This window comes from Methanolobus sp. (assembly GCF_016278385.1).
Taxonomy (GTDB): domain Archaea; phylum Halobacteriota; class Methanosarcinia; order Methanosarcinales; family Methanosarcinaceae; genus Methanolobus.
This window is the reverse complement of the sequence record NZ_JADQBY010000006.1, coordinates 52,661-73,920: the sequence shown is the minus strand read 5'-3', so window position 1 is coordinate 73,920 and position 21,260 is coordinate 52,661. Positions and strand designations below refer to the sequence as shown.

Genomic DNA, 21,260 nt, shown 5'->3' with positions numbered 1-21,260 from the left:
AATGGATGCAACATCTTCGTTGTTTGGTATATTATACACATTTTCAGCTTCATTGCTGTACCCGGTGATAATCCTTCTGATATTACTGGTGGTATTCTCCTTAATGCTAATTGGGGAATTCCTTTCAGAATACTCAAAAAGACACCGTGATATCGAAAATCTGGAACTCTGCTGTAACAGTGTCAGAAAACATGTAGCTTCTCAGGAATTTGGAATTGCTGCAAACTCACTGCGTAATATCAAGCAGAATTTCATGGTTACAAATTTTGCAGTTTCTGCTGCAGACCATCTTGAAAAGAATATGATACCAGCCATCGAATGGCTGTCACAGGAATATGAGATTAAGATGGCAAAGAGACTAGAACAGACTAGGATCGTTGCAACAATCTCACCAATGCTTGGTCTGATGGGAACACTCATTCCCCTGGGACCTGCTCTTATTGGTCTTTCACAGGGTGACATTGTACAGCTTGCCAACAATCTCATGATAGCTTTTGCTACAACTGTTATTGGGTTGTTTGCCGGAACTATCGGATACGTTTTAACCCAAATCAGAAAAAGATGGTACTGGCAGGACATGGCTGATATAGATTACGTTCTGGATACCCTGGAGGTAGCGGAGTGAAGAAAAGAAGATACAGACGAACTGGACTCATAGATAATGAGGACGAACAAAACCCCCTGACCGGGGTTGCCAACCTTTTTGACATCGCCATGGTCTTCTCAGTTGCACTTCTAGTGGCACTGGTCATGTCATACCAGTTGCCGGAGCTGCTCAGTCCCACCGATGATATAGTACTAGTCAAAAACCCGGGTGAGAAAGATATGAAGATAATCATCAAGGAAGAAGGACAGCCTATTGAAGTCCTGAATATGACAGACCAGATCGGTGGTGGACAAGGTGAAGCCCTGGGTACAGCCTATAAACTGGCTGATGGAAGAGTTGTTTATGTGCCAGAGGAGGGTAATACCACCTCTACTTAGTTTTTTTAAATTTTGGAACGAGCTGCCTTGTTTTAAATCAACTTTTATTTCAAATGAAATGGATGGAAAATAAACGATTAAAAGAAAGTGCTAGAGCATTTCAGTACCGCCTCCAAGCAAAGTAACTGAAATGCCCGCACGCTATCGGGTGATAACATGCAACTAAAAAGAAGATTGATATTATTCATAAATTTATTGTTACTACTATCGCTAACAACCGTAGTATCAGCAGAAGAAAGCCATTACAAACTAATTGCTAATACAACCAGTAACTATGATGGTAATTTTATTTTAGAAGATATTCCTAATGGAGATTACACTCTGGTGGCAGTGAACTGGTCTGAGCAGAAGATGTTATGGTACACAGGAATAAAAAATGTAACATTACAGAGTACAGACCTAACAGACCAAACCATAAAGGTAAACAGCACAACAGATGTGGACATCAGTTCTATTTATGGATTATTTAACAGCTCATCTATCTCAGGCATGACCTATGTCATGAAAACTGATTATCCAAGGGAGAGTACTGTAGTTCTCCTTGACAAGCAAACAAAGAAACTGATAGTAGACACAAACTCAGATGAAACTGGAATATACACTTTTACAGACATCCCTGATGGAGACTACAGTATAGTTGCAGTGAACTACTCAACTGAAAAGGAACTATGGTACAAGGGAATCATCAATGTGACACTTACAGGTACCGACCTTACGGACCAGAACATAAAGGTAAGCAGTTCAACAGACATAGATGAAAACTACGTACTGGGACTTGTTAGCAGCTCATCTATATCAGGTATGACATATGTCATGAAAACGGACTATCCAAGAGAGAGTACAGTAGTCCTCCTTGACCAGCAAACAAAAGAGTTGATAGCAAATACAAGCTCGAATGAAACTGGAATTTACACATTTAATGATATCCCAAGTGGAGACTACAGTGTAGTTGCAGTAAATTACTCAACTGAAAAGGAATTGTGGTACAAAGGAATTATCAATGTAACACTTAATGGCACTGAACTTACAAACCAGAACATAAAGGTAAGCAGTTCAACGGATATTGATGAGAACTATATTCTGGGAATGCTTAGCAGGTCATCCATATCAGGTATGACCTATGTAATGAAAACAGATTACCCCAGACAGTGTCTTGTTGTTTTGCTTCAGAGAAAAGGTGATGGTGAATATACAGACATACCTTCTGCATCTGATGAAGAGGAAGAACAGAACGATACCAGTACTGAAGAGCCAGCAGATGATACAGGAGACACATCTGAGAATACAACTGATAACACTTCATACAGCACTGGTTCTGCCTATGAATACTTCCTCAGCCTTACAAGCAATGAACTGGGTGATTTCATCTTTGAGAATATCCCCTACGGTGAATACCAACTCTCAGCTGTGAACTGGAGTTCAGCAATGGGAGGAACCTGGCTGACAAACGTAACAGATGTCACAGTTAAGAGCGGAATGCCGGTTGAAATCGGCAACATAACAATGAGAAGTAACGATGACATCGACCACGATGCAATACTCTCAATGATGAATGAGACTTACATTTCAGGCAGGACCATCGGTAAAAAAGGCGATTACAAAATTTCAGATCTGGTACTAACAAACCAGCACGGAGAATACATGGCTGATACCACAACAGACACTGAAGGAGAGTTCCTGTTTGAAGGAATGAGGAATGGTGAATACACAGTGTCCGCCGTGAACTGGAGTTCAGCAATGGGAGGAATCTGGCTGACAAATGTAACAGATGTCACAGTCCAAAACGGAATGCCAGCTGAAATTGGCAACATTACGATGAGAACGAATGCTGACATTGACCACGAGGCTATTCTCTCAATGATGAATGAAACTTCCATCTCAGGAAAGACAATTGGAAAGAAAGGTGACAACAAGATCAGTGAAATAGTGCTGATGAAAAAAAGGGCTGTAGCTTCATCAAATGAGCCACACCTGAATGTCGCCTTTGTAACCGGCTATTCATCATATGAAAATGAATTCATCGCCCTGGAAGAAAGAATCGATTCCAACAGTGAGCTTAATATTGACTTCAGTTACTATGTCACAACCAGTCTTCCTGATGACATTGACCTGAGCAATGAAGATATAATTTACATTGTCATGGTCACCCAGAGTGCGGCTATCCTTGAGGATAATGTCCAGGATGCAATTGATAACGGTGCTGTGGTAATAGGTTCGAACACCTATCTGCCTGAGAGCAATTATGCCGTACCGGGTGAATTTGCAGATCAGAGCGAGTTTAAGACCCATCTTGCACAATACTGGTCAGGTGGATCTTCAGACGGATCAAACTTTGATAGCCTTATTTTCTACCTTGCACAGGAATATTATGAACGTGACGATCTTACTGTTGAAGAACCAACCGGCTTTGACAGTGCCATCTACCATCCTTCAATGACAACAACACCTATGGAATACTTCACCGGTGATGCTGATGAGTATTTCAGCTGGTATGCAAACAGAACTGACGGACATACTTTTGATGCGAATGCCCCAACAGTTGGTATCACATTCTATAATTCCTACTATCCGGATGATATGGACCCCATTAACAAGCTCATTGAGGGCTTTGAGAATAATGGTGTCAATGTTGTCACATGTTATGGAAATGCCAATAACTATCTTGACGGCTACCTCAACCACAGCTGTGAAACAAAGGTTGATGCAGTGGTTTCATTCCACTACCGTGGCAACTACTTTGACATAGAAGGACTTGGAGTTCCTGTAATGAACGCCGTGCTTAACGGCTATATGAACACAAGCGAGTGGATAGAAAGCACCACACCTCTGCCTGTGACAAATATGCTCAGGATCTACGGTCCTGAGACAGAGGGACTCATTGATCCGATTATGATCGGTGCAAAGGAGACAATAACTATTGACAACAGCACTGTGGAGAAATACATCGGTCACGATGAGCAGATCGACTGGCTTGTTGAACGTACAATTGCACAGGCTAAGCTTGGAACAGAAGAAGAGGCTGACAAGAAAGTCGCTATTATCTATTACAACCACGGTGGCGGTAAGGACAATATCGGTGCATCATACCTTGAGGTCACACCAAGTATCGTGAACCTGCTTGAGGGAATGGCAGATGACGGATACGATATTGACAGCAGCCTTATACCAAACAAGACAGAACTTGTGGATCTAATGGTCCATCAGGGAAGAAATGTTGGTACCTGGGCACCCGGAGAACTTGAAGCGCTTGTTAAAACAGATGAAGTAGAACTGATTCCGGAAAGCACATACCTTTCATGGTTCAACGAGCTTCCTGAAGAGAGAAGGGAAGAAGTAATAGAAACGTGGGGAGAGGCTCCTGGCGAGATAATGGTCTACACAGATGATAGTGGAGACAAATTCATCGTCATCCCAACAATAAGTGTCAGTGACAATGTGATACTTGCACCACAACCCACAAGGGGATGGCTGCAGAACAATGAAGTACTCTACCATGACACAGAACTGGCACCACACCACCAGTACATCGCATTCTACCTATGGATGCAACATGAATTCGATGCCGATGTAATGGTAAACATGGGAAGGCACGGAACAGTGGAGTGGCTACCCGGAAAGGACTTTGGTCTGCTAAGCGATGAGTGGCCAGCAATCATGGTTGGTGACATACCAGTTATCTATCCATATGTAATGGATGGAATGGGTGAAGGTTTGCAGGCAAAACGCAGGAGTAATGCCATAATTATTGACCATCTAATACCACCAGTTGTTTCCGCAGGTCTTTATGGAAATTACAGCCTACTCAGCAGTGAGATCACTACCTACCAGACATCACTTACAGAAGACGCATCCTTAAATCAGGCACATATACAGGAAATTGTCAACCTGACACTTGAACTCAACCTTGATGAACAGGTAAATGTCAGTCTGGCACAGGACAACGAGACAGTGGAAGTGTTCCTCGATGAGCTTGGTGACATCCTTGATGATCTCAAAAGCCAGTCCATGCCTTATGGACTACACATACTTGGAGAAGCACCAGAAGGAACGGCTCTTGTCGGAATGGTAAACTCCATGCTTGGAGATGGTTTCTCAGATCAGGTGACAGCATATAATACTACGGATTCCGCAGCTATTGACCTGTTATCACTTGTACTGCTGGATAATGTGTCATCTTCCGATGCACAGACACGTATTCTAGGGACAAATGACACTGCCATAGATGCAGAGCTCAGCGCTGCCATTGACTATGCAGAACTGCTTGGTAAAGCCGACAACGAGATCGAGCAGGTACTTGCAGCCATGAATGGTGAATTTATCAGTCCGAATCTTGGCGGGGACCCTGTACTTAAAACTGAAACACTGCCATCCGGTAGCAACTTCTATGCATTTGACGAGCTGTTGATCCCTACAAAAGAGGCGTGGGAAGAAGGTAAAGCCCTTGTGGACGAATGGCTTGCCTCATACTACGAAGAGAACGGGGAATATCCAACAAAGGTAGGATATATCCTGTGGGCAGGAGAATCCACACGCCACGAAGGAATAATGGAAGCACAGATCCTCTACCTCATGGGAATTGAACCTGTTTGGAATGAAGACAACAATGAAGTTGAAGATGTACAGGTCATCAACCCCAGCGAACTTGGAAGACCACGTATTGACGTCATAGTCCAGATATCAGGTTTGTACAGGGATACCTTCCCGATGAAGGTTGAACTCATTGACAAAGCTGTAAGACTTGCATACGCAGAAGGTGAGACGGATGAGTACGAAAATCACGTTACCCTGAACACTGATGCACTGCAGGTTACACTTAACGAAACAATACAGGATGGAAACCTGTCACTTGATATTGCACAGTTCAGGATATTCGGTCCTGCAGATAGGGCATACGGCACAGGAATGGCAAATGCTGTCAGTGCCAGTGATACCTGGGAAAACAATACCGAGCTGGCTGAACTGTATATTGACAAAATGAGCTTTGTTTATGGACAGAACATCTGGGGACATAGCATAAGCGACTATATAGAACTGCAGACAGGTCAGATTGTTGATATTGACAGTACAGTTGTCTTTGAGAATAATCTCAACGACACCCAGGCGATATTCCACAGCAGAAGTTCCAGCACATACGGTTCCCTTGATACTGATGATTTCTACCAGTACATGGGTGGACTGTATAACGCTATTACTTACGTGTCAGGAGAAGCACCGGATGCATATGTTGTGAACCTGCAGGATCTAAGTGACCTGGAAGTACAGACACTTTCAACCTATATATCCAACGAACTCTATGCAAGATACTTCAACCCAAGCTGGATAAGCGGAATGCAGGCGCATGGTTACGAAGGAGCCAGGGAGATGGAAAGCTTCATTGAGAATCTATGGGGATGGGAAGCACTTGACCCGGGCCTTATCAGTGATGATGTATGGAACAGTGTTTATGACACCTATTTTACAGACGCAGAGCTTAGTGGCTGGCTGAAAGAGAACAACCCATATGCCTATCAGGCAATGGTTTCCAGAATGACAGAAACTGTTCGTAAGGGTAACTGGGATGCCTCTGATGAAGCCCTCCAGAGTCTTGTTGAAGAACAGATTAAGTCTGTGAACGAGAACGGTGCTACCTGTTGTCATCACACCTGTGGAAATTTCCTTAACCAGGAATTTGTGGATGGAATTGCACAGACTCTGGTAGAGGCTGGCGAGATCAGCCAGGCTGAACTGGATTCATACAGGGAGATTTTAGAAACAGCCACCACTGCGACAGAAATCTCTACAAGCACATCAACAAAATCCAGTTCATCCTCAAGTTCAAGTTCCAGCAGTAGCAGATCAGAACTCAAAATAGTAGAACCAAGCTCAGGCTCAGGAAACCAGGCTACAGTAAGTGATGCAGGTGCAGGTGAAGACCTTGACACAGAAGCTTCATTGAAATCTCCTTCCGAGGATAACTATGTGGAAGGTTATGAGATGACAAAGGAGAGTACGGATCAGAATGCATCAAGCACCGGAACCTCAATTTCAGGTTCTGATATCCTTGCCTCTCTTTTAGTACTGGCAGGTGTTGGAGCTATGTATATTGGATTTGTGAAAAGGAAACAATAGTAAAATTGAATTCGGGCACTTTTCTTTTTTTGTGCCTTTTAATATATGAATTGATAAAAATACATACAAAACAAATGTGTACACTCCCCCTAAAAAGCCGCCAAGCATGATGGAGGAGTGTCACTACAAGTTATCGGGGGATAACATGCAACTGAAAATTAGATCGATATTAGTATTAAGCATATTGTTGGTATCATTAATTGGTATAGCAGCGGCAGATGAAGACAAAGTAAATATAATGTATATAGCATGGATGCCTGACCCGGCACTGGAAATGGCAAGTCAGAACGCATCCTTTGCCGATGACATCAATTACATCTACATACCGTCATTTAACACCACAACATGGACCGGACCCAGCGACGAACTCATTGAAGCTGCAAACAACGGACTACTGGAAAAGCAGGATGTGATCTTCTGTGACATGCTGTCCGGAGCGGTCTACGATCCTATCAATACTTCTTTTAAAGAGGCACACGACAACGGAACATCCCTTGTGGATATTAACCCCATTGACACTCCATCTTATTTTGATTATGTGAGCGATGGAACAGATGATGACACTATCTGTAACCTGTACAATAATATGGGAGTAGATACAGAAACCAGCAGAGAGAATGCAGAAGAGCTTCTGAAATATCTGGCTATGGAGTATGGAAACTGGGAAGACATAACTGACCTATGGGAAGAGGCTGCTGATACTATCAATATCCTCTATATCGCATGGCAACCAAGTGATGCACTGGAACTTGCAAGCCAGAACAATGTCCACAGCGGCGATATAGAATACACTTACATCCCTTCATATAATACAACAACATGGGCAGGTCCAAGTAATGAAATCATCGAAGCTGCAGAGAGCGGACTTCTCAATGAGCAAGACGTGATTTTCTGCGACATGTTATCGGCAAGCATTTATGAACCGCTGAACGATTCATTCAACTCTGCTCATGATAATGGTGTTTCATTGGTGGATATCCGTTCTATCAACACACCGGAATACTTTAATTACGCATCTAATGGTTCAATAGATGACCCGATTTGTAACTATTACAACAGCATGGGAACAGATACCGAAGTTGAAAGAATGAATGCAGATAACCTGTTGACATACATTTCAAAAGAGTACGGCAACCATCCTGAAATTACCGATTACTGGCAAACAATAAAGATACTCTACATCGCATGGGCACCAAGCGACGCCCTGACAAATGCAAGCCAGACAAACCCATACAGCCAGAATATCGAGTACAAATATTTACCATCCTATAACACTACAACATGGGCCGGACCTAGTGATGAACTACTGGCTGCTGCCAAAGGAGGACTGCTGGATGAACAGGATGTAATATTCTGTGATATGCTTGCAGGCAGTATTTTTGAACCTATAGACCAGTACATCACTAGCGCACATGATAACGGTACTGTGCTTGTTGACATACGTTCCATGGATACTCCTGAGTATTTCGATTATGTTTACAATGGAAGCGAGAACAATACCCTTTGTAACTATTACAACAACATGGGAACTGCAACCAGTGCCCAATTGAACAATGCAGAGAACCTGTTGATACACCTTGCAAAACTCGGTAATCAGGCAGAACTTACGGATGAATGGGAATACGTTGTACTTGATACTGCCTCACTCCCGGATATTGGACTCTACCATCCGGATTATGAAGGAAAGTTCTTCGAAAGCACCGAAGAATACCTTGCCTGGTATTCTGATGACAGCGGAACCCACAGAGTATACGACCCATCCAGACCAACTATCGGCATGTGGATGCACAGGTCGGATGTCAAGGAAGGACATACTGAGGTTGCAGAGGCTATCCTGAGAGACCTCGAATCAAAGGACTGCAATGTGATACTGGGATTCGATACTTTTGATGACATTGTCAAGTACTACTGTGATGAGAACAACCAGTCCCTTGTCCAGTGCGTTATCTCAATGAAGAGTTTCAGGCTGAACTATTTCGATAATGAGAAGGGGTTACGTGAACTCGAAGCACTGGATGTTCCCGTATTAAGGGGAATCGTAGTCGAAAGTACGAACACATACGACCCTGCAGATGCAAACCGTGGAATTCCAAATGGACAGGTTGTCCGTAAGACAATAGGTCCTAACGTTGATGGTATCTTCGAGTTTATAGTCGTTGGAGACAGCGTATATGACCCTAACACAGAAACCAGTGTACAAACACCAAGTGATGCACAGGTTGACTGGATAGTTAACAGGTCCATAAACTGGGCTGAGCTTAAACTCAATGAGAACAAGGACAAGAAAGTAGCAATTATCTACTACAACTATCCTTCAGGAAAAGACAACATAGGTGCAAGTTATCTTGATGTGATATCCAGTATGCGACTGATGCTCAACAAGATGAATGAGAGTGACTTTACGGTCACAGATATCCCAGAGAACAACAGTGTACTCCTTAACAAGATATGGGCACAGGGTATCAATGCAGGTTCCTGGGCACCCGGTGTCATGTACGAGATGGTGGAGAATAGGACTGAATGGGGACTCCAGCTCATACCAATGGACACTTACAGGCAGTGGTTCGAGGAGGACATACCTGAAGACCTAAGAGATGACGTCATTGAACAGTGGGGAGCACCCTGGGATGAGGATCTTCCGCAGAACCAGAGCCTCATGATATGGGAAGATGACAATGGAGAGAAGTTCATAGTAATACCAACTGTGCAGTTTGGAAACGTCTGGATAATGCCACAGCCTGCAAGGGGATTCATGCAAAATGATGATACGCTCTACCACAGCAGTATTGTGCCACCACCCCACCAGTATATTGCATTCTACCTCTGGTTGAATAAGGACTGGGATGCAGATGCAATAATTCATCTTGGTACCCATGGTACGCATGAATGGCTGCCAGGACAGGCATACGGTATGAACCGTTCTGCCGAATGGGCACCATTACTATTGCAGGATCTTCCAAACATCTACCCATATATCATGGCAAACGTAGGTGAAGGACTTACTGCAGAATGCCGTGGTAATGCGCTTATCATTGACCACCTGACTCCAACACTTGAAAGGTCAGGAACCTATGGCCAGCTTGAGAACATGTCACGATTCATACAGGAGTACTACGGACCTGAAATGTCACTCCAGACAAAGCAGGCCTACCAGATGCAAATCATAGATGAAATGATAGAAGCAGGTGTAGACAGTGACCTTAAGATTAACGGATCTGAACTCTACCTGTACAATGAGTCACAGTTTGATATATTCGTCAAAAATACTCTTCATGAATATCTGGAGGATATTGAAGGCGAGAACATACCATATGGAATGCACGTACTTGGAGTAGTTCCTTCCACAAATTCAACTGACCCGGCCTCCGATGAACTTTCAGCTATGGTCAGAGCAATGATGGGAAGTTACTTTGAGGATAACATTACAGCAGCGTATTATCCTGCTGATGAATATCCTCTTGGTATTCCCTTCAACGATACAAAAATTGACCAGCTTGTATGGGAGATTGTTACCAACGGAACCAAGCCATCTGATGCACAGATGATGGTCTACGGTGAAGTTGATGAATCACTTAACCTCGACCTTGAATTTGGTCTTGATTGCAGGCAGAATCTGCTGGACAGTTCCATTGAAATGGACCGTGTGATATCGGCCCTTAGTGCCGGATTTATTCCTGCAGGACCGGGAACTGACCCTGTGATGAATCCAAATGCAGTGCCAACAGGACGAAACTTCTACGGTGTCAATCCTGAACTCTATCCTTCCGAAGCCACGTGGAAACTAGGAAAGATGCTTGCACAGCAACTCATAGATGATTATTACCAGAACCACGGAGAATATCCGGATAAAGTCTCATTCTCAAGGTTTGGTGTGGAGTTCATCCGGGACCACGGCACACTGGAAGCAGAAGCACTTTATCTGCTGGGTGTCCAGCCTGTCTGGGACAGGAATGGAAAGGTAACTGGTGTGGAACTGATACCTGAAGAAGAACTGCTTCCTAACTACAATAACTCTACTGCTGGAAGACCACGTATTGACATAGTATACACCACTGCAGGTATGCGTGATGCATTCCCTGACAAGCTGAAGATGCTTGATGAAGCCTCAAAGCTGGCAAACCTTGCAGAACCAGGCAACTATCCGAACTACGTCAATAGCAGCACACAGGCAATCTATACAGACCTTTATGCATCCTTCTTGAACAGCACAGGTAACGAGACATATTCAGCAGAGATGGCAACTACATTATCCACCATGCGCTGCTTCGCAGTCCGTGACGGAACTTACGAGATTGCTGTTGGAAATGCTATCGTATCCAGTGGTACATGGGAGAATGAGTCGGAAATTGCTGAGTTGTATCTTGATAAGATGGGATATGCCTATGGTAGCGAACTCTGGGGCTTCGACAGTTCCGAACTGCTTGAAGGCAACCTGATGAACGTGGACGCTTCTGTGCATTCAGATTCATCTAACCTGTATGACACTCTGGACAATGATGATTTCTTCCAGTACTTCGGTGGACTGAACCTTGCCACAAGATACGTTAGCGGAAGCACACCTGACATGTATGTCTCCGATACAAGGAACCCTGATCAGGCTGAAATCGTGGAACTTGGCAGATACATCAATGTGAACATCCGTTCTAGGTATCTCAATGACAAGTGGATAGATGGTATGATGAATTCCGGTTATGCAGGTGGCAGGATGATGTCCGAGTTCGTTGACAATCTCTGGGGATGGGAAGTCTCTAATCCGGAATTGGTCGACGACCAGATGTGGGAGAATGTGTACTACAGATACGTCAATGATGACATGGAGAGTTTCTTCAATGAAAACAATCCCGGAGCCTACCAATCAATTACAGGTAGGATGCTGGAAGGGGTACGCAAGGGATACATTGACCTGCCTGATGATGTTGTCAACGACCTTGTGAAAGAGTATATTGAATCTGTGGCAGAGAACGGTGCGACATGCTGCCACCATACCTGTGGAAATCCACTCCTTGATGATTTCGTGCAGGGTAACATGGGAGCAGCAGGTCTTTATCAGGAAGTGATGGATCAGTATGACAAGAAACTTGCCGATGCTACAAAAATACCAGAATCACAGTCAAACCCTACTGAAACAACTTCTACATCTTCATCCAGAAGCAGTTCCAGCAGTAATACTGGAACCGAACTCAAAGTAACTGAATCAGGTTCCGGTTCATCAAACCAGACTCTGATGTCCGGAGCCGGAATGGATATGGAAACACCTGCAGAGGATGCTGTGAAGTCAACTACTGACAACTATGTTGAAGGCTATGAGATGACTAAGGAAAGTACCAGTGCACCTGAAAGCAGCAGCTTTTCGTTTACCGGTTCGGATATATTTGCATCCGTGTTTGTACTAGGAATGCTTGGAGCTATTTACGTAGGTTTCTGGAGAAGGAAGAATTAAAATGATTAAGTTTTAGGGTGTTTTTACTTTTTTGAAATGCCACTTTATCCAGTGCCTGAACCAAAAGGCATTGGATTTTACTTAAGAACAAATATAGTCCATATTTACTTTTTTTATATAAAAATGAATAAACTTAAATGTTTGAAAGACAATATAGGAGCTTAATTATTTATACTAATTATTATAAACTGAAGGCTTAATTATGTATATCTTAATAACTCCTGCTAAAAATGAAGAAGTAGACCTCCCTTCAGTTGCTGATTCTGTCATCAATCAGACAATAAGACCATTAATTTGGCTTATTGTAGATGATGGTAGTACAGATAATACGCCGGATATAATCGAAGGTCTCAAGCAGGATCATAGCTGGATAAGGAGTATCAAACTCCCTCCAAAACCCAGAGACATTACTTTTCACGTAGCTTATGTCTACAAAGAGGGTTTTGATAATATAATCAGGCTTTGCGATAAAGAAAACATCCAATATGATTATATTGCATCATTAGATTCAGATTCTATAATAGAGCCGGAATACTTCGAAAAACTTATCAATGAACTTAAAGCAAATCCTAAGCTTGGAATTGTTAGTGGCGGAATCTACGAAAAAATAAATGGTAAGCTTGAATGGCGCAAATCGAATGAAACAATTCCTTCAGGGTCAGGAAGGATATGGAATAAAACATGTTATTTTGAGACAGGAGGTTATACTGGTGAACCTTCATCGGATTCAATATCGAATACCAAGGCTTTGATTAAAGGATGGGAAACAAAGCAACTTAAAAATGTAGTACTTGCCCAAACAAGATTAACCAGTAGTGCTGAAGGACTATGGAAAGGCTATAAAGCAAATGGATTTATGGCATATTATGTAAACAAGCATCCTTTATTGTTCGCTCTGACTGCAATGAATTTGATTTGTAAAAAACCATATTATCTGTTTATTCCTTATTCATATGGTTATTTATCATCCTGGATTAAAAAAGAGAAAAAAGTAGAGGATGAGGAAGTTAGAAAATACCATTGGGAAACCCGACTGAATGAATACAAAATTATGTTCATGAATAAACTGAAAGGTTCTCGAAAAAGTAAAAAGTAGCTGTCATTACTAAAGAATTTTAGCTTATAGAACTCATTAATAAATTAGAGTGGAGGATACGGTCAAGGTACATTTCACTCAAATTGCGTTTACAAACATCAGGAATTTGCACTTGAAATTCCTGAAGACTACAACTCCACGTTTCCAGAGTCATATACACTTCTCTTTTTTGTCTAACATCGAGATTTTCCATACTGATGACTACAAAGATGTCATATAACAATTTTAGTAAATATATTTATTTTTGAATGTGTGCCCTGTTTTATATAGAATATGATGAGAATACATTGCTAGAACTATACTTCTATTTTTACCCACACAAAACAGGAACCAGTTTCATGAATATAAAAACAGTTGTGTTTATCTCTTTCGTATTGATTTTGCTTTCTTCCCTCATAGTAACAGCAAGCGATGACAATACAATATACCTGAAATCAGGTAACATAGATACAGACATTTTAGATGAACAGACTAGATCAAAAATAGCAGGAATAAAAACATCTTCTGCACCTGAACCCATTGAAGACTCTGAAAAATATTATATTGTACAATTTGACGGACATGTCACCCTGAAATGGAAAGATGAAATCAAAAACATCGGAGTTGAATTCTTTGATTACATCCCGAACAATGCTTATGTGCTAAGGATGAATGCAACTGAGAAATATCAGGTTGAATCGCTTGAATTTGTACAATGGACAGGGGAATATCTGCCGGAATACAAATATGAATTTGAATTGGCAGATCTGGAAATACAAGATACTACAGTTTATTTATTGGTTGTTCTTTTTGAATCATCGAATAATGAACTGATCACAGAGGAAATCACGTCAATTGGTGGAACTATACTTGGCAGTTCAGATACAATTCTAAGTATTTCAGTATCTTCTGACAGAATAAATGAACTTGCAGCAATTGAGGGAATCTGCTGGCTAGAAGAAAACTCAGAACCAGCCCTTTTCAGTGATGTAGCAGCTGGAATTATAAATGTGAACAGTGTGCACGATGACATTGGTTTGAATGGAAACGGACAGATAGTAGCAGTGTGTGATACAGGACTTGATACAGGGACCAACGACAATTCCATGCATGCTGATATCCGTGGAAGGATACTGTCAATAATAGATTACAATGGAGATGGTGCAGAAGATAATGGAGGTCATGGAACCGTTGTAGCAGGATTGGTTATGGGAAACGGAGCAATGTCAGGTGGACAATACAGCGGAATGGCCCCGGAAGCCAGCCTTGTATTTGAAGCAATAATGGATGATAACGGAAATTTGAACGGGATTAACAAAGAAAACCTGAACATCATTTTTCAAGACGCATACGAACAGGAAGCCCGAATACATACCAATAGTTGGGGTTACACCACCGGACTTGGTGATTATTCATCAGTATCAGAGCAGGTTGACGAATTTATCTGGAACAATCCGGATATGCTAATACTGTTTTCTGTGGGTAATGAAGCTACTGATTCTAATAAAAATGGGGTTATGGACAAAAATTCAATAACTCCACCAGCAACCTCTAAAAATGCTCTTTCTGTAGGTGCATCGGAAAATTACAGACCGGATAAAAATTCTTTATACAAGCTCTCTGTATTTCCTTTTAATAGAGATTACGTCGCAGATAATATAGAAGGCATCTATGCAACCAGTGGCAGAGGACCTACTGATGATGGACGAATTAAACCGGACCTTGTTGCTCCGGGAACATTCATTGCTTCTACAAGATCTAGTATCGTTGCAGACAGTTTGTATAACTGGGGAGTAATTAACCAATACTATGCTTATGAAGGTGGAACGAGTTTTGCCACTCCACTTATTGCTGGTGCTGCAGCTCTTGTGAGGGAGTACTATACTGATATTGAACGGCTTGAAAGCCCGAGTGCTGCACTGCTAAAGGCAACACTGATCAATGGGGCATACGACATGAGCCCGGGGCAATATGGAACAGGAACTTACCAGGAGATTGAAGGAAGACCTGATTACTCACAGGGGTGGGGACGTGTTGATGTGGGAAACTCAGTACTTGCAGCCTATCCGGAAGTCATTGCATATTATGATTATGTCCCATTATCTGATTCACAGTCATGGGTACACACATACGAATATATAGAGAATGGACAACCTGCCAAAGCAACACTCGTCTGGACAGACTACCCTTCATCTTTAACTTCATCCAAAACACTCTATAACGACCTCGATCTAACCCTTTCAGGTCCTTCTGGCACATACTATGGAAACGGTAAAGCAGATCACATAAACAATGTGGAAGGTATAGAGCTCGATAATGTGGCAGAAGGCGACTATACAATAACAGTTGATGGGTATAACATTCAGGAAGGACCACAGAACTTTGCACTCGTATTTTCATTCACCTGTGACAACAACGAGTATCCTGCTTCTGAAACCTATGCAACGAACACTACAACAGCAGTTTCCACAGATGTCGTGCACCCCGGGGGTGTGAAACAGGATTCCATACAGATGATTATCGACGGTGTCGCCGTTACTTTCACTGCCCAGGCAATAAATGATGGATACACCATACAGTACAATACGCCTGCCTCTTACCAAAGTGGAGAACACAACGTATCAATAACAGCTCAGACAGACAGTGGACAGCAATTCTCCTACGCATGGAATTTCAAAGTAAGACCTGCAATCACAGCTTTTGGATTTACAGATCCTGTAGCTGACGGAGTGGTCAATGAGGAAACTAAAACAATAGCAATAACAGTGCCATTCGGAACAGAGGTGACAGCACTTACTCCAACGATAACATATACAGGAACAAGTGTAGCACCGGCAAGCGGAACAGCACAGGATTTCACTGAACCGGTAACTTATACTGTTACGGCACAGGATGGATCAACACAGAGCTACACAGTTACCGTGAACGTCATGGCAAGCACACAAATGTCAATTACAGCTTTTGGATTTACAGATCCTGTAGCTGACGGAGTGATCAACGAGGAAGCTAAAACAATAGCAATAACAGTGCCATCTGGAACAGAGGTGACAGCACTTACTCCAACGATAACATATACAGGAACAAGTGTAGCACCGGCAAGCGGAACAGCACAGGATTTCACTGAACCGGTAACTTATACTGTTACAGCAGAGGATGGATCAACACAGGAGTATATAACTACAGTCAATGTGATGCCAAGTGCAGATAAGTCAATTACAGCTTTCAGATTTGCAGAACCTGATGTTGATGGGATCATTGACGAAAATGCAAAGACTATAACTGTGACAGTACCGGAAGGAACAAACGTAACAGCACTGGTGCCAACTATTATTCACACAGGAGTCAGTATATATCCAGAGAGTGGAGTGGTACAGAATTTCACAAATCCGATAAACTATAGAGTAAATGCAGGTGACTCAACTACCCAGAATTACACAATATCGGTTAAAGTACAGACCCAAAGCACCACAAGCAGTGCATCCACCAGCGGCGGGGGTGGAGGAGGAGGTGGGGGCGGTGGCACCACAGGTGAAGAGTTTGAAAATATAGAACTCAAGGATGTCAGTTCCATTTTTGTGACAAAAGACATGTCTGTGAAATTTGAATTTCAGAAGGAAGGAAATGATATCCAGTATGTAGGTTACGAATCATTGAAAAATGCAGGAACCATTTCTACAACAATAGAAGTCCTGAAAGAGAAATCGACTTTCGTTGATACACTCCCATCCGGAGAAGTTTACAAAAACATTAATATCTGGGTTGGAAAAGTAGGTTATGCAACTGAAAGCAACATTGTTGATCCAGTAATAGGCTTCAAGGTCGCAAGAGACTGGATAGAGGATAGTGGCATCATTGAAGACACTATTGTGCTTAACAGATACGATGGTGACTGGAGTGGACTTACAACTGTGCAAACAGGCTCAGATGAAGACTATCTATATTTTGAAGCATATACATCAGGGTTCTCATCGTTTGTAATTACTGGTGAAAAAAAACTGTTTTCTGTTCCTGATGAACAGTATTCCACTATTGATGAAAGTGAATCTGGTGTCAATATTTCAACAGAAAGTGAAACGCAAGAAGAGAACACGCTTGCGACACTTTCCGCTTTGATGAGTATATTGATAATCTCTTTTGTGTGCTTCCTTGTCAGGAAGCACTAACTTTTTTTAAATGATTATGCCTGCACAAACCACATGATATATTTTTGTTATTATACCTGCGAATATATAAATATGGTTAAGTTATAATATATAGCTATTCTGAATACAAGTAGGGATGGCACTTAATGTACAGAAAAACAGTATCCTGATACTAGTTATGCTTATGATCATAGCAACAGCTTTCAGCACCAATACAAGTGCAGACAATGAAAACAACAGTAAACTCCTGCTATTAAAAGCAGGACAGGTAAATACCGATACAATTACTGAGTCTGAAAAATATGCAAGCCAGAGTTTCAACACCCGGTCCGCAGAGGAAACAGAACAATACTATATAGTACAATTTACCGGGCATGTTGACGAAAAATGGAAACAGAACGTAACATCAACCGGAGCCATCATATACAACTATATCCCTCACAATGCATTCGTATTCAGAATGAACGAGGATGTAAAACTTCAGGTTCAATCACTGGATTTTGTCCAATGGGTTGGTGAGTACAAACCCTCATATAAATATGAAGCTGAATTACCGGAAAAAAACGATATTCAGCTTTCCAGTTCAGATCAAGATAATGATAACACATATACAGTACTGCTTTTCTCTGCATCAGACAACAAAAGAATAATTACGGAAATCGAAGATTTTGGTGGAAATGTCCTTGCAAACTCAGGAAAAATATTGCAGATAGAGATTCAGACAGACAATTTGTCCGAAATAGCCTCCATCAATGGTATAAGCTGGATAGAGGAATATATCCAACCAACCCTGAACAATGATGTTGCTGCAACCATTGTTAATGCAGCTACCGTTTATGAGACCTACGGACTGAAAGGAAACGGACAGATAGTAGCTGTTTGTGACACCGGACTTGACACAGGAGTTAATGATAATTCAATGCATGCCGATATTAGAGGCAGGATATTGAACATCACTGATTACTCTGACAACGGACCGGAGGATGATGCATCTACTATGTATGGTGGAGGACATGGCACCCATGTTAGTGGTTCTGTTTTAGGAAACGGAACAATGTCAGATGGACAGTATGCAGGAACGGCTCCTGAAGCAACGCTTGTCTTTCAGGCAGTACAAGATTCCGATGGGAGTCTTGGTGGAATAGATAATATGGCCGACATTTCAGTATTTTTCCAAGATGCCTACGAACTGGGTGCAAGAATACACACCAACAGCTGGGGAATGTCCACATATGGAGCATACACGATTGAATCACAGCAAGTTGACCAATTCATGTGGGACCATCCTGACATGCTTATTCTTTTTTCCGCAGGGAACGAAGGAAGAGATACAGATAACAACGGAGTTATTAATACAGATTCTATCGGAGCACCCGGAACTGCAAAGAACTGCCTTACTGTTGGTGCATCTGAAAACTACAGGCCTGAGATCACTACTATATATGGAGCATACTTTTCTTCAAATGATGTAATAAAGTATGATTACAGAGCCGATAACGACGAAGGAATTGCTGCATTCAGCAGCCGAGGACCTACCGACGATGGAAGAATTAAACCAGACTTGGTAGCCCCTGGTACATATATAAATTCTACAAAATCCAGCTTGACCAGCGGGACCGGAGATTACCTCTACATGAGCGGGACAAGTATGGCCACACCAATTACTGCTGGTTCTGCAGCTATTGTCAGACAGTACTATACAGATGTCAAGAACCTGAGTAGTCCAAGTGCTGCATTGATAAAAGCAACACTGATAAACGGAGCTTATAACCTTACACCCGGCCAATATGGCAACGGTAGCACACAGGAAATCAACGGAAGGCCCGATTACGCTCAGGGATGGGGACGTGTTGACATCGAGAATGCTATATATCCACAATATCAGGGCATTATAAAGTATTTCGACAACATGCCTTTGAGCACCGGTGAATCATGGAATGTAAGCTACGATATAGCTGATGCGTCTGAAACATTAAGAGCAACGCTTGTGTGGACAGATTACCCGGGAGATGCCGCTGTGCAGCTGCAACTTATTAACAATCTTGACTTGGTGGTTACAGCTCCTGATGACATATATTATGGTAACGGAGCTGCTGACACATTAAATAATGTTGAAGGAGTTGAATTGACAAATCCATCTTCAGGGACATACACATTTACGGTCACAGGTACAAACATCCCACAGGGACCACAGAATTTCTCACTTGTACTTTACTTTACACCTGGCTACAATGAATATCCACGAAACAATTCATTCACAAACAACAACACAATTGCAGTATCATCTGACCTCATATGGCCTTATGGAATAAATACAAGTTCAATAACTTTGACTATTGATGGTTCAGATGTAATTCACTCTCTGGAAATAATCGATGATGGCTACAGGGTCGAAAATGTGACATCTCAGCCTTACTCCGAAGGCCAGCACAATGTATCGGTCACAGCACTTACAAACCAGAGCCAGCAGATGAACTATAACTGGACTTTCTATGAGGATTACGGAGACCCTGTTATCACCGATCTGATAAATTCCAGCAGCTCATCCTCCATTACACTCTCATGGAGGCAGTCCGAAGACACTGACCATGTGGAAATATGGAGAGACGGCACATTTATTGTCAATAATTCCGCTTCACAGATGACAGACACAGGACTATCTTCAAACACTACTTACAACTATAGCCTAAAACCCGTGGACTTTGCCAAAAACAATGGAAACGGGACAAATACAACCGTAACAACATCCGTAAGAACTGCTACACCAAGCTCTTCAGGTGGTGGAGGAGGCGGTGGTGGAGGAGGGACTACTGGTGAAGAATACGAGAATATTGAATTAAAGGACGTACTTTCGGTTTTTGTGAGTAAAGGCGAAACCGTAGAATTTGATTTTGATAAAGAGAACAATGATATTGATTTTGTCCGTTACACATCACTAAAAAATGCAGGAAAGATCAGTACTACAATTGAAATACTGAAGAATACATCCACATTTGCCGACAAACCTGTTCAGGGAAAGGTATACAAGTATATGAATATCTGGGTAGGAAAAACAGGTTATGCCACTGAATCAAATATTAATGACCCGGTCATAGGGTTTAAGATTAACAAACAGTGGGTTGAAGATAACGATATTGATACTGAAACCATATCAATGAACAGGTATAGTAATGGCATATGGAATGCGCTTGAAACAAAACAAACTAATTCCGATGAAAATTACATCTATTTTGAAGCAAGCACTCCTGGATTTTCGCCATTTGCCATCACAGCAGAAGAATCAGCGACGAAGTCCTCTGTAGAATTAGGAACTACTCAGGTTAACGCAGGTAGTCCGACGACAAAAGAGAACAATGCAACCAAATACCCTGAAGAAAATGAAAGTGATGAAAATAGAAAGCTCCCTGCAATATCTCCATTAGTAACAATGATAATACTTGTCGCCACCTGTGTACTTCACAGGAAACAGCAAAATTAATATTCAACCGGCTCCCATTTAGCGCCGGAGAAA

Annotated in this window: 7 protein-coding genes; all 7 read left to right on the top strand. The window is 42.1% G+C overall.

Translation table 11 applies throughout. The annotated features are described in order from the left end of the window. Position 1 precedes the first annotated feature (1 nt). The 7 genes from QZZ23_RS03160 to QZZ23_RS03130 all read left to right on the top strand — a co-directional run bounded on the left by QZZ23_RS03160 (position 2) and on the right by QZZ23_RS03130 (position 21,227). Positions 2–625, top strand: a complete 624-nt coding sequence (locus QZZ23_RS03160; RefSeq protein ID WP_292466756.1) for a MotA/TolQ/ExbB proton channel family protein — start codon at positions 2–4, stop codon at positions 623–625. Beyond that, positions 622–984 carry a DUF2149 domain-containing protein gene (locus QZZ23_RS03155; RefSeq protein ID WP_292466754.1) on the top strand — a complete coding sequence of 121 codons (363 nt, stop codon included), beginning with the start codon at positions 622–624 and terminating at the stop codon, positions 982–984. Before QZZ23_RS03160 ends, QZZ23_RS03155 begins: the two co-directional genes overlap by 4 nt. A gap of 156 nt (positions 985–1,140) precedes the next feature. Further along, positions 1,141–7,092, top strand: a complete 5,952-nt coding sequence (cobN, locus tag QZZ23_RS03150) for a cobaltochelatase subunit CobN (RefSeq protein WP_292466752.1) — start codon at positions 1,141–1,143, stop codon at positions 7,090–7,092. A 145-nt stretch (positions 7,093–7,237) separates the two neighbouring features. Continuing rightward, entirely contained in the window at positions 7,238–12,532 is a 5,295-nt protein-coding gene (locus QZZ23_RS03145; protein WP_292466750.1) for a cobaltochelatase subunit CobN, read from the top strand. Positions 12,533–12,734: 202 nt separating this feature from the next. Then, complete coding sequence (locus QZZ23_RS03140) at positions 12,735–13,628, top strand: glycosyltransferase family A protein (protein ID WP_292466749.1); 894 nt, start codon at positions 12,735–12,737, stop codon at positions 13,626–13,628. Positions 13,629–13,966: 338 nt separating this feature from the next. Continuing rightward, entirely contained in the window at positions 13,967–17,770 is a 3,804-nt protein-coding gene (locus QZZ23_RS03135; RefSeq protein WP_292466748.1) for a PGF-pre-PGF domain-containing protein, read from the top strand. A 115-nt stretch (positions 17,771–17,885) separates the two neighbouring features. Beyond that, on the top strand, positions 17,886–21,227 hold the full coding sequence (locus QZZ23_RS03130; RefSeq protein WP_292466747.1) for a PGF-pre-PGF domain-containing protein: 3,342 nt from the start codon (positions 17,886–17,888) through the stop codon (positions 21,225–21,227). Positions 21,228–21,260 lie beyond the last annotated feature (33 nt).

Bases quoted from the DNA above. Each gene is read 5' to 3' on its own strand.
- QZZ23_RS03160 (WP_292466756.1), top strand. From the start codon at position 2: ATGGATGCAACATCTTCGTTGTTTGGTATATTATACACATTTTCAGCT.
- cobN (WP_292466752.1), top strand. From the start codon at position 1,141: ATGCAACTAAAAAGAAGATTGATATTATTCATAAATTTATTGTTACTA.
- QZZ23_RS03145 (WP_292466750.1), top strand. From the start codon at position 7,238: ATGCAACTGAAAATTAGATCGATATTAGTATTAAGCATATTGTTGGTA.
- QZZ23_RS03140 (WP_292466749.1), top strand. From the start codon at position 12,735: ATGTATATCTTAATAACTCCTGCTAAAAATGAAGAAGTAGACCTCCCT.
- QZZ23_RS03135 (WP_292466748.1), top strand. From the start codon at position 13,967: ATGAATATAAAAACAGTTGTGTTTATCTCTTTCGTATTGATTTTGCTT.
- QZZ23_RS03130 (WP_292466747.1), top strand. From the start codon at position 17,886: ATGGCACTTAATGTACAGAAAAACAGTATCCTGATACTAGTTATGCTT.